This window comes from Micromonospora sediminimaris, from assembly GCF_016863575.1.
In the GTDB taxonomy this organism is placed as follows: domain Bacteria; phylum Actinomycetota; class Actinomycetes; order Mycobacteriales; family Micromonosporaceae; genus Micromonospora; species Micromonospora sediminimaris.
Genome location: NZ_BOPD01000002.1, coordinates 158,223 through 172,201, shown reverse-complemented (window position 1 = coordinate 172,201; position 13,979 = coordinate 158,223). Strand labels below are relative to the sequence as shown.

14 protein-coding genes are annotated in these 13,979 nt (G+C 71.4%); 5 read left to right on the top strand and 9 right to left on the bottom strand.

Features of this window, described 5'->3' with window-relative positions; genetic code table 11:
* The first annotated feature begins 374 nt into the window (after positions 1-374).
* Together Vse01_RS00755 and Vse01_RS00750 are read left to right on the top strand one after the other, a co-directional pair.
* Positions 375-1,400 (top strand): LacI family DNA-binding transcriptional regulator, encoded by a 1,026-nt coding sequence (locus Vse01_RS00755; RefSeq protein ID WP_093402193.1) that lies wholly within the window; start codon positions 375-377, stop codon positions 1,398-1,400.
* Between the two features lie 74 nt (positions 1,401-1,474).
* Positions 1,475-2,440 carry a glycoside hydrolase family protein gene (locus Vse01_RS00750; protein WP_093402192.1) on the top strand — a complete coding sequence of 322 codons (966 nt, stop codon included), beginning with the start codon at positions 1,475-1,477 and terminating at the stop codon, positions 2,438-2,440.
* Between the two features lie 49 nt (positions 2,441-2,489).
* Here Vse01_RS00750 and Vse01_RS00745 read toward each other — a convergent pair whose 3' ends face one another.
* On the bottom strand, positions 2,490-3,422 hold the full coding sequence (locus Vse01_RS00745) for a low temperature requirement protein A (RefSeq protein WP_170863322.1): 933 nt from the start codon (positions 3,420-3,422) through the stop codon (positions 2,490-2,492).
* 101 nt (positions 3,423-3,523) lie between these two features.
* On the opposite strand from Vse01_RS00745, the gene Vse01_RS00740 reads away from it, so the two are divergent.
* Positions 3,524-4,720, top strand: a complete 1,197-nt coding sequence (locus Vse01_RS00740; RefSeq protein WP_093402459.1) for an epoxide hydrolase family protein — start codon at positions 3,524-3,526, stop codon at positions 4,718-4,720.
* 27 nt (positions 4,721-4,747) lie between these two features.
* Here the strand turns inward: Vse01_RS00740 and Vse01_RS00735 are convergent, their stop codons facing one another.
* The 8 genes from Vse01_RS00735 to Vse01_RS00700 form a co-directional block, all read right to left on the bottom strand.
* Complete coding sequence (locus Vse01_RS00735; RefSeq protein ID WP_093402190.1) at positions 4,748-5,821, bottom strand: ABC transporter ATP-binding protein; 1,074 nt, start codon at positions 5,819-5,821, stop codon at positions 4,748-4,750.
* Positions 5,818-6,801, bottom strand: a complete 984-nt coding sequence (locus tag Vse01_RS00730; RefSeq protein ID WP_093402189.1) for an ABC transporter ATP-binding protein — start codon at positions 6,799-6,801, stop codon at positions 5,818-5,820. The genes Vse01_RS00735 and Vse01_RS00730 overlap by 4 nt, the downstream gene beginning before the upstream one ends.
* Positions 6,798-7,688, bottom strand: coding sequence for an ABC transporter permease (locus Vse01_RS00725; protein ID WP_093402188.1), 891 nt, complete (start codon positions 7,686-7,688; stop codon positions 6,798-6,800). The genes Vse01_RS00730 and Vse01_RS00725 overlap by 4 nt, the downstream gene beginning before the upstream one ends.
* A complete protein-coding gene (locus tag Vse01_RS00720) occupies positions 7,685-8,629 on the bottom strand; it encodes an ABC transporter permease (RefSeq protein WP_093402187.1) in 945 nt (314 codons plus the stop codon). The genes Vse01_RS00725 and Vse01_RS00720 overlap by 4 nt, the downstream gene beginning before the upstream one ends.
* 18 nt (positions 8,630-8,647) lie before the next feature.
* Complete coding sequence (locus Vse01_RS00715; protein WP_093402186.1) at positions 8,648-10,183, bottom strand: ABC transporter substrate-binding protein; 1,536 nt, start codon at positions 10,181-10,183, stop codon at positions 8,648-8,650.
* Positions 10,184-10,382: 199 nt separating this feature from the next.
* Entirely contained in the window at positions 10,383-10,844 is a 462-nt protein-coding gene (locus Vse01_RS00710) for a hypothetical protein (RefSeq protein WP_093402185.1), read from the bottom strand.
* Positions 10,845-10,882: 38 nt separating this feature from the next.
* Entirely contained in the window at positions 10,883-11,515 is a 633-nt protein-coding gene (locus Vse01_RS00705; RefSeq protein WP_093402184.1) for a M23 family metallopeptidase, read from the bottom strand.
* 31 nt (positions 11,516-11,546) lie between these two features.
* Positions 11,547-12,011: a universal stress protein gene (locus Vse01_RS00700; protein WP_170863321.1), complete on the bottom strand. Its 465-nt coding sequence runs from the start codon at positions 12,009-12,011 to the stop codon at positions 11,547-11,549.
* A 240-nt stretch (positions 12,012-12,251) separates the two neighbouring features.
* Between Vse01_RS00700 and Vse01_RS00695 the strand changes: the two genes are divergently transcribed.
* Together Vse01_RS00695 and Vse01_RS00690 are read left to right on the top strand one after the other, a co-directional pair.
* Positions 12,252-13,100, top strand: a complete 849-nt coding sequence (locus Vse01_RS00695) for a fumarylacetoacetate hydrolase family protein (RefSeq protein WP_093402458.1) — start codon at positions 12,252-12,254, stop codon at positions 13,098-13,100.
* Positions 13,097-13,903, top strand: a complete 807-nt coding sequence (locus Vse01_RS00690) for an SDR family NAD(P)-dependent oxidoreductase (protein WP_093402182.1) — start codon at positions 13,097-13,099, stop codon at positions 13,901-13,903. The genes Vse01_RS00695 and Vse01_RS00690 overlap by 4 nt, the downstream gene beginning before the upstream one ends.
* Positions 13,904-13,979 lie beyond the last annotated feature (76 nt).

Below are 13,979 nucleotides of genomic sequence, written 5' to 3'. Positions count from 1 at the left end.
TCATGCTCCTTGACTCATCCGCGCGCCGGACCGACTGACGGCCGCCCGTGGCGACCGCCACGAGTCCGGCCCGTCGGCCACCACGTGTCGCACGTCGCGTGCCGAACCCCGGCTCGCGGCCCGCGGTACCCAATATGACGTCGGAAGACGCGAAGGCGTCCACCGCAGAGGCGAAACCACGTCGCTAAACTGATTTAGCAGAGCATGCGCGCGTCGCCGGGGACTGTCAAGGACGAGTTCGCAACGGTCTGGAAACAACTGGTTCACCGGCCCCCGACCAGGCCGGACACACCGCCGGTGACCACGGAAGTGACTCGACCCAGCATGATGGGACCACGGCGGCGTCGGGACGGCCGCCGTGATCGGAGGACGCAATGGGCCGTGAGAGAGCGACACTGGCCGACGTGGCGCGACGGGCCGGCCTGTCCAAGACCGCCGCGTCGATGGTGCTGAACGGGCGCGAGGGCACCCGGCTCTCCGCCGAGGCGCACCAGCGGGTCTTCGCGGCAGCGGAGGAACTCGGCTACCGACCGAACGTGGCCGCCCGCAGCCTGCGGACCCGCAAGACCGCCACCATCGCGTTCGTCTCCGACATCGTCGCCACCACCCGCTTCGCCGGTGGCCTCATCCGCGGGGCGCTGGACGCCGCCCGCGAGCGCGACCACGTCCTGCTGATCACCGAGACGCAGGGCGACGCGACGTTCGAGCGGTACGCCATCGAGGCCATCCTCGACCGCCAGGTCGACGGGGTGATCTACGCGGCCATGGCGACCCGCCGACTGGCGGTGCCACCGGCCATCCTCGGCGGTCCGGTGGTGCTGCTCAACGCGACAAGTCCGGAGCCGTTGCCCTGCGTGCTGCCCGACGACGAGGGCGCCGGCGCCATGATCGCCGAGACGCTGCTCGCCCAGGGCCACCGGGACCGGATCGCCCTGATCGGCCGCAACCGGCAGAAGGAACTCGACCCGGAGATCTCGCTGGCCGCCGACGCCCGGCTGCGCGGCATCCGGAGCACCCTCGCCGCGGCCGGTGTCGCGCTGCTCACCGAGGGCTTCTGCCCCGAGTGGCTGCCGGAGCACGGCTACGCCGCCATGCGTACGCTGCTGGACCGCCCGACCCGGCCCACTGCGGTGATCTGCATGAACGACCGACTCGCCTTCGGCGCGTACCAGGCGCTCGGCGAGGCCGGCCTGAGCATTCCCGGCGACCTCTCGGTGATCTCCTTCGACGACGACCCGATCGCCGCGTGGCTGCGGCCGGGGCTGTCCACGGCGGCACTGCCGCACGAACAGATGGGCCGCCGTGCGGTGGAGGTGCTACTCGACGGGGGTGACGGCGGCGCGTCGCTCGTGCCGATGCCGCTGCGGCGGCGACGGTCCGTGGCCGCCCCCGACGCCTGAACTTCACCGTCTCCCCGACAGCAGCACCGCACCCGCTGTAGTCGCTAAACCGATTCACTGGTACGTTTCCGGCCATGCTTCGACTGCCCGACCACTGGGTGTGGGACAGCTGGTACGCCCAGGACGACGACGGCCGCTGGCACGCGTTCTTCCTGCGTGCCTCCCGGGCCCTGCTCGACCCCCATCGCCGCCACCGGCGCGCCTCGATCGGCCACGCGGTCTCCACCGACCTGCGCACCTGGCAGCTGCGCGCCGACGCGCTCGTACCCGCCGACGCACCCGCCTGGGACGACCTGGCGACCTGGACCGGCTGCACGGTCCGCGGCCCGGACCAGCGTTGGTACCTCTTCTACACCGGGGTCGGCCGGGCCGAGGACGGCCTGGTACAGCGCATCGGGCTGGCCGTCTCCGACGACCTGGTCAGCTGGCAGCGGCACGGCGACGGGCTGCTGCTGGAGGCCGACCCGACCTGGTACGAGCTGCTCGACCGCGAGCTGTGGTACGAGCAGGCCTGGCGCGACCCATGGGTCTTCCCGGACCCCGACGGCGACGGTTGGCACATGCTGATCACCGCCCGCACCAACCAGGGACCGGGCGACACCCGCGGTGTCGTCGGCCACGCGACCTCCCCCGACCTGGTCAACTGGACGGTCCGGCCGCCGTTGTCCACGCCGGCCGGCTTCGGTCACCTGGAGGTGCCGCAGGTCGCCGTCGTCGACGGACAGCCGCTGCTGCTGTTCTGCACCAACGCCTTCGCCGCCGGCCGGGAGCCCGAGTCGCGACTCTGGGTCGCCGCCGGGCCCACGGTGCGCGGGCCCTGGGACATCGCCGCCGCCCGGCCGGTCGCGCAGCCGCACCTGTACGCGCCCCGCCTGGTCCCCGACGGCGACGGCTGGTCCCTCATCGGCTTCGTCGAGCACGCCGACGGCGAGTTCGTCGGGGAACTCAGCGATCCCGTCCCGGTCCGCTACGACCCCGCCGTCGGGCTGATTCCCAGGGTCGCGGTGACGGTCGGTGAGTCAGGTACCGGAAACGCCTGATCAGTCCGGCCGGCCCGGCGCCGGTGACCTGGTCCTTCCGCTGACCGTGTCACCGGGCGGCTGACGCCCACGGCTGACGCCCACCGGGTGTCAGCCGGGGCAGCAGGACCAGGCCGACCAGGTAGGTGGCGAGCAGACCGATGGCGAGCAGGGCCGGTAGCGCCCGGCCGACCGGCAGCAGAAGCAGCGGTACGACGGCGACGACCAGGTGGCCCGCCCGGGTGCCCCACCCGGACAGGTAGCGCACCAGCAGGGTGCCCAGCAGATAGAGCGCGGTGCCTCCGTAGAGCGCCACCACTCCCGGCCAGCCGAGGGGTTCCCCACCCGGCGTGTCGGCGGCGGAGATCAACGCCAGCACGTCCTCGAACCCGAGCGCCGTGTAGAGCACGCCGGCGATCAGCGGCAGATGTCCCAGCGAGTAGGCGTCCGCGCCGATCCGGTCCCGCCGCTCACCGTCGGCCCGCAACAGCGCCTGCTCCGCGAGCGGACTGACCCGGTCGAAGTGGACCGCCCACAGGCACGCGATCAGGATGAAACCGATCACCGCGCCGGCGAGCACCGGAAGCTTGGTGACCATGGTGCCGACACCCACCCCGGCCGCGAGGAACGACTCGCCCAGCGCGATGATCAGGACCAGCCCGTGCCGTTCGGCGAAGTACTCGGGGCTGCGCACCGGCCACCCGCCCAGGCGGTTCTGCACCACGCCGCGCTGCCCGCCGATCTCGACCAGGAAGGCCAGGGCCCACAGCCAGGTCTGCGCCCATCCGCCGAGCGCGGCACCGACCAGCAGCGGAAACCAGGCCAGCACACTCGCCACGGCGAAACGCCGGATCCGCCGCCGCAGCGCCGGCTCGCCCGCCCAGTGGTAGAGCGCCAGGTGGACCGCGCGCAGCAGCACGTACGACAGGGCCAGCAGCAGCGGCCCGTCCAGACCAGCGCTGAGCGGGCGGGGCCGGGCAGAACCTGGCGCAGCGCCACCCACAACCCTGTTCCGACCCCCCGGTCGCCGAGCCGATGTGAAGATGAGCGCGTACAGGCTCGGCCAGGCCGGTGCCGCGCGATCCGACCCGACAGGTGGTGAGCATGTCCCCCGACGATGGAATCCGTCCCTTCCGGCTCGACACTTCTGAAGAGGCGCTGACGGACCTGCGTCGCCGGATCACGGCCACCCGCTGGCCCACCCGGGAGCTGGTCGCCGACCGTTCCCAGGGCGTGCAACTGGCGACGGTCCAGGAGTTGGCCCGCTACTGGACCACCGAGTACGACTGGCGCGCGTGCGAGGCCAGGTTGAACGCCCTGCCGCAGTACACGACCGAGATCGACGGCGTGACGATTCACTTCATCCACGTACGGTCGCCGCACGAGGACGCGCTGCCGCTGATCATGACGCACGGCTGGCCGGGCTCGGTCGTCGAACTGCTCGGGGTGGTCGGCCCGCTCACCGATCCGACGGCGCATGGCGGGCGGCCCGAGGACGCCTTCCACCTGGTGCTACCGTCCCTGCCCGGTTACGGCTTCTCCGGCGAGCCGGCCGAGCCCGGTTGGGACTCCGCCCGAATGGCACGCGCGTGGGCACAGCTGATGAACCGCCTCGGCTACCCGCGCTACGTCGCACAGGGGGGCGACGTGGGCGCCTCCGTCACGGACGCGATGGGCCGTCAGGCACCCGACGGGCTGGTCGGCATCCACGTCAACCTGCTCGCTGCGGCGATCGGTCTCAAGGACCAGTTGCCGGCGAAATCCGAGCCGGAACGCGCGGCGCACGAGGCGCTCACCGCGTTCACCACTGACGGTTTCGGCTACTTCCTGGAACAGACCACCCGACCGCAGACGATCGGCTACTCGCTGCTCGACTCACCCGTCGGGCTGGCGGCCTGGATGCTGGACCACGACACGGACAGCTACTACAAGATCTCCCGCGCCTTCGTCGACGGCGAGCCGGTGGGTGGTCTCAGCCGGGACACCGTCGTCGACAACATCACCCTGTACTGGCTGACCGGCACCGGCGCCTCGTCCGCCCGGTGGTACTGGGAGTTCGGGCGCTTCCAGGCGGCCGCCGACGCGGCCGGCCAGCCGCCGCCACCGGTCGCGGTCCCGGTCGGCTTCACGGCGTTCCCCGGCGAGATCTGGGCCGCGCCCCGCAGCTGGGCCGAAACCGTCTACCCCGGCCTCGCGTACTTCAACGAGGTCGACCGTGGCGGCCACTTTGCGGCCTGGGAGGAGCCGGAACTCTTCGCCGCCGAGGTACGGGCCGCGTTCCGGCCGCTGCGGCAGCCCTGACCCGCCAGCTGCCGGCGGGCACCGGGGTCACGCCGAGCGCATGGCGCGCACGGCCTCCTTGGCGAACAGGCACGCCGCGCGGTGGTCGGGGTCGATTTCGGCCAACACCGGATCGGTCTCGGCGCACTCCGGCCGGGCCTGCGGGCAGCGGGTACGGAACCGGCAGCCGCCCGGCGGGTCCACCGGGCTGGGAATGTCACCGCTGAGGATGATCCGACGGCGTTCCCGCTCGGCCTGCGGGTCGGCGACCGGCACCGCGGACAGCAGCGCTGCGGTGTACGGGTGAGCCGGATCCCGCCAGATCTGCGCCGGGGTGCCGCTCTCCACGATCCGCCCCAGGTACATCACCGCCATCCGATCGCTCATGTGCTCCACGGCGGCCAGGTCGTGGGCGATGAACAGGTAGGTCAGGCCCAGATCCCGTTGCAGCCGGCGGAGCAGGTTCATGATCTGCGCCTGCACGCTCAGGTCGAGCGAGGCGATCGGTTCGTCCAGCACGATCAGGTCCGGTTCGCCGGCCAGGGCACGGGCGATGCCGACCCGCTGCCGCTGGCCGCCGGAGAGTTCGTGGGGATGCCGGTCGGCCAGGTCGCCGCGCAACCCGACCATGTCGAGCAGTTCGTCGACCCGGCGGCGGCGGGCGGCACCACCGTCGGTGAGCCGATGCACGATCAACGGCTCGGCGATGCTCGCCCCGATGGTGAGCCGGGGATCCAGGGACGCCTGCGGATCCTGGAACACCATTGCCACCCGGCGACGCAGCGCCCGCAGCCGTCGCCGGGACCACCGGGTGACGTCCTCGCCGCCCACCCGGACCGTACCGGAGGTGGGATCCACCAGCCGGAGCAGCGCCAGCCCGGTGGTGGACTTGCCGCTGCCCGACTCACCGACCAGCCCCAGCGTCTCCCCCCGCCGTACCCGCAGCGACACGCCGTCGACGGCCCGCACCACACCTGCCGGTGTCGGGAACCACACCGCCAGATCGTCGAGTTCGGCCACCACCTCGCCCGGTTCCCGCTGCTTCGGCACCCCGCCGTGCGCCGTGCCGTCGGCGGACCCGACCGCGCTGAGCTGATCATCCGCTCGCTGCCGCTCGCTCATCGGCGCTCCCCGTCGCTCGGCTGCGGATAGAAGGTGCGGACCTGGTGCCCGGCCGAGACCGGTACCAGCGGCGGCAGCTCGTGCTCACAGCGGGCGTCACCCCGCACCGGGCAGCGGGGCCAGAACGCGCAGCCCGCCGGCAGATCCAGCGGGCTGGGCGGCGCACCGGCGATGGTGACCAGTTCCGCACTGCCGGCCGCCGGGTCCGGCCGGGCGGCCAGCAGGGCCTTGGTGTACGGGTGCGACGGCGTGCCGAAGACGGCGTCGACCGGCCCCTGTTCGAGGATCCGGCCCCCGTACATGACCGCCACGGTGTCGGCGATACCGGCGACCACACCCAGGTCGTGGGTGATCCAGACGACCGCGGTGCCGAGCCGCCGTTGCAGGTCGCCGACCAGCTCGACGATCTGGGCCTGGGTGGTGACGTCGAGGGCCGTGGTCGGTTCGTCGGCGATCAGCAGGTCCGGCTCGCAGGCCAGCGCCATGGCGATCACCACCCGCTGGCGCATGCCGCCGGAGAACTGGTGCGGGTACGCGTCCACCCGCTGCCCGGCCGACGGGATGCCGACCATGTCCAGCAGTTCGACGGCGCGGGACCGGGCGGCCCGCCGGGTCAGCCCGAGGTGTTCCTCGGCGGCCTCGGTGACCTGCCGGCCGACGGTGAGCACCGGGTTGAGCGAGGTCATCGGATCCTGGAAGACGAACCCGATGTGCCGCCCCCGCAGTCGTCGACGGCGTTCCTCGGTCACCCCGGTGAGTTCCATGCCGAGCAGGTGCACCCGGCCGGTCACCCGCGCGGTGCGGGGCGCCAGCCCGGTGGCGGCGAGCACGCTCATGCTCTTGCCGCTGCCGGACTCACCGACCAGCGCCAGCGTCTCCCCGGGCCGCACCGCCCAGTCGACCCCGGCGACCGCGTGGGCCGGCCCACGCCGGGTGCCGATGGTGACGGTGAGGTCCTCCACGGCCAGTACGGGCTTCATGCGGTGCTCCTCCTGGCTTCGCTGACGGTGAGCTGGCGAGGATCCAGCACGTCCCGTAGCGCGTCACCGACCAGGTTGAACGCCAGGACGGTGAGGAAGATCGCCGCACCGGGGAAGAAGCCCAGCCACCAGGCATCGGTGACGAAGCCACGCCCGTCGAACAGCATCCGGCCCCAGGCCGGATCGGGTGGCTGGACGCCGAGGCCGAGAAAGGACAGCGCCGCCTCGGAAAGGATCGCGAAGGCCAGGGAGAGCGACGTCTGCACGATCAGCGGCGCCGCGATGTTCGGCAACACGTGCCGGCGCATGATCCGCAGGTCGGACGCGCCGACGGAGACCGCGGCCCGGACGAAAACCTGTTCCCGCACCGAGAGCACGCCGGCCCGGGTCACCCGGGCGAAGATCGGCGTGTAGACCACGCCGATCGCCACCATCGCGGTGACCAGGCCCGGACCGAGTACCGCCACGATCGCCACCGCCAGCAGCAGCACCGGGAACGCGAACAGCACGTCCATGCAGCGCATCAGCACGTTGTCGAGCCAGCCCCGGTAGTAGCCGGCGAACAGCCCGAGGGTCGCCCCCACCACCAGTGCGATGCCGACGCTGACCAGGCCGACCTGCAACGACACCCGGGCGGCGACCATGACCCGGCTGAGCACGTCACGGCCCAACTCGTCGGTGCCGAACGGGTGTGCCCAGCTCGGCGGCTGAAGCATCTGGTCGACGTTCACCTCGTTGATGCCCGACGGTGCCAGCCACGAGCCGCCCACGCCCACCACGACCAGCACCACCAGCACCAGGCTGCCGGTCAGGGCGAGCGGATCACGCCGCAGCGCGGCGAGCACCCGGCGCAGCTGCCCCTCATGGTTGATCGTCTGCTCGCTCATTTGACCGTGATCCTCGGGTCGAGACGGGCGTAGAGGATGTCGACCAGCAGGTTGACCAGGAGGAACAACGCCGCCACCAGCAGCACCGCCCCTTGCAGGACCGGATAGTCCCGGGCTGCGACGGCGTCGTAGGTGAGCCGCCCGATGCCGGGCCAGGCGAACAGCACCTCGATCACGATCACCCCGCCGAGCAGGCTGGCCAACTGCACCGCCACCACGGTCACCACTGGAATGAGGGCGTTGCGCAGCACGTGCCGCAACACCACCACCCGGGTACGCAGTCCCTTCGCCTCGGCGGTGCGCACGTAGTCCTCGGAGAGCACCTCCAGCATCGACGAGCGGATGAACCGGGTCAGGATCGAGGCGGTGACCAGGCCGACCGTGGCGGCGGGTAGCGCCACGTGGGACGCCCAGCGCCCCGGATCCTCGGTGAGCGCGACGTACCCCGACGGCGGCAGCCAGCCGAGCACCCCGGAGAAGAGCAGGATGCCCATGATTCCCATCCAGAAATCCGGCACCGAGACACCGAACTGGCTGAACACCCGGGCCGCGTGGTCGACAAGCGAGCCGCTGCGGATGGCCGAGACGATCCCCAGCGGAAAGGCGACCGCCATGGCGAACACCACCGCGGTGACCGCCAGCGACAGGGTCGCCGGCAGCCGCTCCAGCACGATCGCGGTGACCGGGCGTCCACTGCGGAAGCTGACCCCGAGGTCGCCGGTCAGCGCCCGCCGCAGGTAGTCGAAGTACTGCACCACAAGTGGCTGGTCCAGCCCCGCCCGGGCCCGCAACGCCTCGTACGTCTGCGGGTCGAAGCGGGTGCCGAGGGCGACCCGGACCGGGTCACCCGGCACCAGTTGGAGCAGCAGGAACACCACGAGGGTCACGCCGAGCAGCACGACGGCCGACTGCAACAGCCGACGGATGACGAAGCGGGCCACCTGAGGTCCCCCGCCGGGTCACCGAGCGAGAGCCACGTCGCGGAACCGGATCGCCCGGTCCGTGCGTACCTCGTAGCCGCTTACCTGCTTCGACCAGCCCTGGGCGACGTCGGGGTTGTAGAGGTAGATGTAGCTGGCGTCGTCCACGATCTGCTTGGCCACCTGCTCGTACTGCTGCTTGCGGGCGGCCTGGTCGGTCTCCGTCCGGGCCTGGTCGAGCAGCCGGTCCACGTTCGGGTTGGCGTACTCGTGGAAGTTGAACGTGCCGTCGCTGTGGTGCTGGGCGTAGTAGAACTCGTCGGGGTCGATGTTGCCCAGCCAGCCGAGCATGAACGAGTCGAACTTGCCGGCGCCCTGCTCGTCGAGCCACTGCGCGAAGTCCAGCGTACGGATCTCGACGGTGATCCCGACGGCCTCCAACTGGGAGGCGATGACCTGGGCGGCGGTGACCGTCTCCGGGTACTCGTTGGTGACCATGAGGTCCATGGTCAGGCCGTTCACCCCGGCCTGGTCGAGCAGTTGCTTGGCCTGGTTGACGTCGTGGGTGTACGGCGCGTACTCGTAGTAGAAGGCGCTGTTCTGCGGGATGGCCGTCTGGTTGACCGTGGCCAGCCCGAACTTGGCGGCCTTGGTGATCGCCTCACGATCCAGCGCGAAGGCGATGGCCCGGCGGACGTTGACGTCGTCGTACGGCTTGCGCGCCTGGTTCAGCGCGAGGTACCAGTAGTCGGTCGAGGGCACCGACTGCACCGTCGGGTCGTCCCCGTCGAGCAGCGCCGGCACCTGCTGCGGCGGCAGGTTGTCGGTCCAGTGCACCTCACCGCCGCGCAGGTTCTGCAGGGCGACGGTGGGGTCGCTGACGAAGGTGTACCGGACGCCGTCCAGCTTGGGCTTTTCGCCCCAGTAGTTGTCGTTGCGGACCAGCCGGATGCTGTCGCCGGAGCTGTAGTTCTCCACGGCGAACGGGCCACTGCCGACCGGCTTGGTGGTGATCTCGCCGGATTCCACGTTGGCCTTCTGGACGATCGCCACGCCCTTGAAGCCACCGAGGTTGGCCAGCAGGTTCGGGGTCGGCGCGTTGAGGGTCACCACCACGGTCTTCGGGTCGGTGGCCTCGATCGACTTCACGGTGCCGAACTTGTACGCGTTGTTCAGCTTCTCGTCGATGATCCGGTTGTAGGAGTAGACGACGTCCTCGGCGGTAAGCGGCGAACCGTCGGAGAACTTGACGCCCTCGCGGAGGGTGAACGTCCAGGTCAGCTGATCCTCGCTGGTCGTCCACTCGGTGGCCAGGGAAGGCTTCATCTCCAGGTTGGCGTCCGGCTCGACGAGCGTGTCGAAGACGTTCTCCAGCACCTGGAAGCTGTAGTAGGCGGAGGTCTTGTGCGGATCGAGCTGGTCGGGTTCACCGCCGATCGCGGCGTTGAGCACGCCTCCGGCGCCCGCCGTGTCGTTGCCGTCGACGTCGACGCCCTCGCCCCCACTGCAGCCCGCCGCGGCGGCGAGCATCAGGGCGATCGTCGCGCCGGCCAACCTGAATCTGGTCCTGGACATGGTCCTCCCCCTGGATTCTTCCCCGGCAGTCGAAAGATCTTGCGAGTCTGGTCCCCCGACCTAGCGATGTCAACACAAAACGTGGCAAATTGCCCTGGTCGCCGCCGCCCTGCTCGCCCACGCTAACCGCAAACCCGCCGGCCGGCAGGGCTCGGACCGGTGGGCGGACACGTTCGCCGTCAAGCTGTGACCCGGACTGTCAGAGGCAGCACCAGCAGTAGAGGTGGTGACCGGCGGCCTGGGCACGGCGGGCCAGCGCGCTGATCTCCTCGATCACCGGCAGCAGTTCATCCGGCGGCAGCGGCTCACCCCAGGCCAGCTCCTCGATCTGCCCCCACCGCGCCGACAGCTCGGGAGACTGAGCGGCAGTGATCGACGCCAGGGTGTCCCTGGTGGCGTCGTCGAGGACCATCAACCATGGCCCTTCGTCGCCACCGCTCCAGATCAGCCGCTGCTCGATCAGGTTGGTGGACCAGGCCAGCCCGCGCACGAAGCCGACCAGCTTGCCGAGGGTCACTGCCGGCTCGATGCCCTTGAGGTCGATCGCGTCCACCCCGGGGCGGCCCCCGGACACGGCGACCGGGCCGCCGTCGAGCTCCGCCATCAACCCGATCGCGGCGGCGTCGTCAGCCGCCCGGAAGTAGTCATACAGAACACCCATGCGCCGTACCTCATCAGGTGGGTACGACAGCGCCCGCGCTACGGACAGTTGTTGCTGGTCAGCCGCAGCGTGTACTCGGCGTCGTCGTTGGTGATGCCCGACGGGGCGCCGTCGAAGTAGGTCTCCACCTTCTGCCAGCCGCGCCGCTGTTCGTAGTGCAGGTGCGGGGCGCCGGAGTTGCCGGTGCTGCCGATCCGGCCGATCTGCTGGCCCTGGACGACCCGCTGGCCGGCCTGCACCAGCGGCGGCTCCAGCAGGTGCAGGTACTGGGTCTCCCACCGACCGCCGTGGTCGATCTTCACCCAGTAACCACCACCACGACCCCGCGGGCCGTCCGGATTGTCCGGGGTACGACCACCAAGCGACCCGTTGATCCCGGCCACGGTGACGGTGCCCTCGTACGAGGCGAGCACCGGTTGTCCCCACGGGTCGCCGGAGAGCGGGAAGAAGTCCACGTCGTAGTCGCCGTGCCCCGGGTAGGTGCCGACCTGCCAGGTCTCGCCGCAGCCGACCGGCATCTGGAACAGCGGGCGGGGCCCCGGCGGGCGCAGCACGATCACCGCCGCCACGGCCAGGGCGATCACGATGCCGAGGCCGAACAGGAGCCCGAACCGGGTACGGCGGGCGCGGCGGTGGGAACGGGGGTGGCCGGTCGTCACGGCCCAGAGCATGTCAGAGACCGGCAACCCCCGTCGGTCGCCCTCAGGCCGGCACCGCCGGCACGGCAGGACCGCTCGGCGCCGGCACCGGCACCGGGAGAACCACCACCGGACAGGTCGCCTTGCGTACGCACTCCTCGCTGACCGAGCCGAGCACGGTGTGCCGCAGCCGGCCGTGCCCGTGGCTGCCCAGCACCAGCAGGTCGGCGCCGCGGGCGGCGGCGGTGAGCACGTCGGCCGGCCGGCCCTCGACGACCTCGGCCGACACCGGCGCTGCTGACGTGCCCCGGGTGACCTCGCCGATCTCCCGGGCCAGCAGGGCGGTGGCCCGCTCCTCCTCCTCGACCGGATTGGGCGCGACCATGGTGCCACCGTCCAGGCCGTCCCACCGCCAGGCGGTCACCGCCTGCACGGTGCCGTTGCGCTCGGCCGCCTCACCGACCGCCCACCGCAGGGCACGCCGCCCACCGTCCGAACCATCGACGCCTACGACAATCAGATACGTCATCGTTCTCACCTCTCTCCGTCCTGCTTCCAGTGCAGCGCCCGGACGTGGCGCGGACCAGCGGCCGGAGTCCCCTCCGGACGGGTCGGACGGCCCTGGGCCGGGCAGGACCTGCGACCCGGTCGAGCCGCCCGAATTCCACGGAAGATCGCCGTCGATCATCGGCCTTGTGAGGCGTCACGATCACCTGGTAGACATCACATGTCTTGCGGCTCGTTCGCGCCGCGGTATCTGGGGGTGACGGTGAAGCTGCTGCGAGTGGGCCCTCCGGGGCGGGAGACGCCGGCACTGCTCGACGAGGCCGGCCAACTCCGTGACCTCAGCGGCGTGACCGACGACCTGGACCCCGCCTTCCTGGCCACCGACGGCCTGGCCCGCCTGGCCGGCATCTCCCGGCACGATCTGTCTCCGATGGACCCCACCGACCTGCGGATCGGTCCCCCACTGCGCCCCGGGAAGATCGTCTGCATCGGGCTGAACTACCGCGACCACGCGGCCGAGACCGGGGCGGCCCTGCCCGCCGAGCCGGTGGTCTTCCTCAAGGCGGCGGACACGGTGGTCGGTCCCGACGACCCGGTGCTGGTGCCCCGCGGCAGCACCAGGACGGACTGGGAGGTCGAACTCGCCGTCGTCATCGGCCGCAAGGCGCGCTACCTGCCGTCGGCCGAGGCGGCGATGGACTGCGTCGCCGGGTACGCCATCTCCCACGACGTCTCCGAGCGGGAATTCCAGCTCGACCGGGGCGGCCAGTGGGACAAGGGCAAGTCCTGCGAGACGTTCAACCCGCTCGGCCCGTGGCTGGTGACCGCCGACGAGGTCCCCGATCCGCAGGACCTGCGGCTGCGGCTCTGGGTCAACGGCGTGCTGCGGCAGGACGGCACCACCAAGGACATGGTCTTCCCGGTGGCCGAGATCGTCCGCTACCTGAGCCAGTTCATGGTGCTCTACCCCGGCGACGTGATCAACACCGGCACCCCGGCCGGCGTCGCCCTCGGGCAGCCGGAGCCCAAGCCGTACCTGGTCGCCGGGGACGTGGTCGAGTTGGAGATCGACGGCCTGGGCCGGCAACGTCAGACGCTGGCACCGGCATGACCGGCGACGGGTCGGGGTTCGCTGGCGGACCCGTCGCCGGCTCGGGCGAGTTCACCGGGTTGGCGGCGGTGGTCACCGGCGGCGCCTCCGGCATCGGCCTGGCCACGGCCACCCTGCTGGCCGAGCGGGGCGCCCGGGTGGCCTGCCTGGACCTGAACGCACAGCACGTACCCGAGCCGTTGCTCGGGCTGGCCGCCGACGTGACCGACGACGCGTCGGTACGGGCCGCGATCGCCGCCGCCCACGAGACGTTCGGCGGCCTGGACGTCCTGGTCAACAACGCCGCCGTCGGTGCGGTCGGCACCATCGAGTCCGACACCGATGAGCAGTGGCACCAGGTTCTCGACGTCAACGTGGTCGGCATCGTCCGGGTGACCCGGGCCGCGCTGCCGCACCTGCGCGCCTCCGCGCACGCCGCGATCGTCAACATCGGTTCCATCGCCGCCTGGCTCGGACTGCCGCAGCGGGCCCTCTACAGCGCCAGCAAGGGGGCGGTGCAGGCGCTCACCCTGGCGATGGCCGCCGACTACGTCACCGCCGGCATCCGGGTGAACTGCGTCAACCCCGGTACGGCGGACACCCCGTGGGTACGTCGGCTGCTCGACGCCGCCGACGATCCGGCGGCGGAACTGGCCGCGTTGCGGGCCCGCCAGCCCACCGGTCGCCTCACCACCCCGCGGGAGGTCGCTGCGGCCGTCGCGTACCTGGCCAGTCCGCTGTCCGGATCGACCACCGGCAGCGTGCTCGCCGTCGACGGCGGCATGCACGGCCTCCGCCTGCCCACGCAGCCGGGCAGGGCCTGAGCTGCCCGGTCCGCGGCTCGCCCACGCCGACGCCGAGCGGGGCTGAGCGGCACGGTCCACGGTTTCCCGCGAGGCC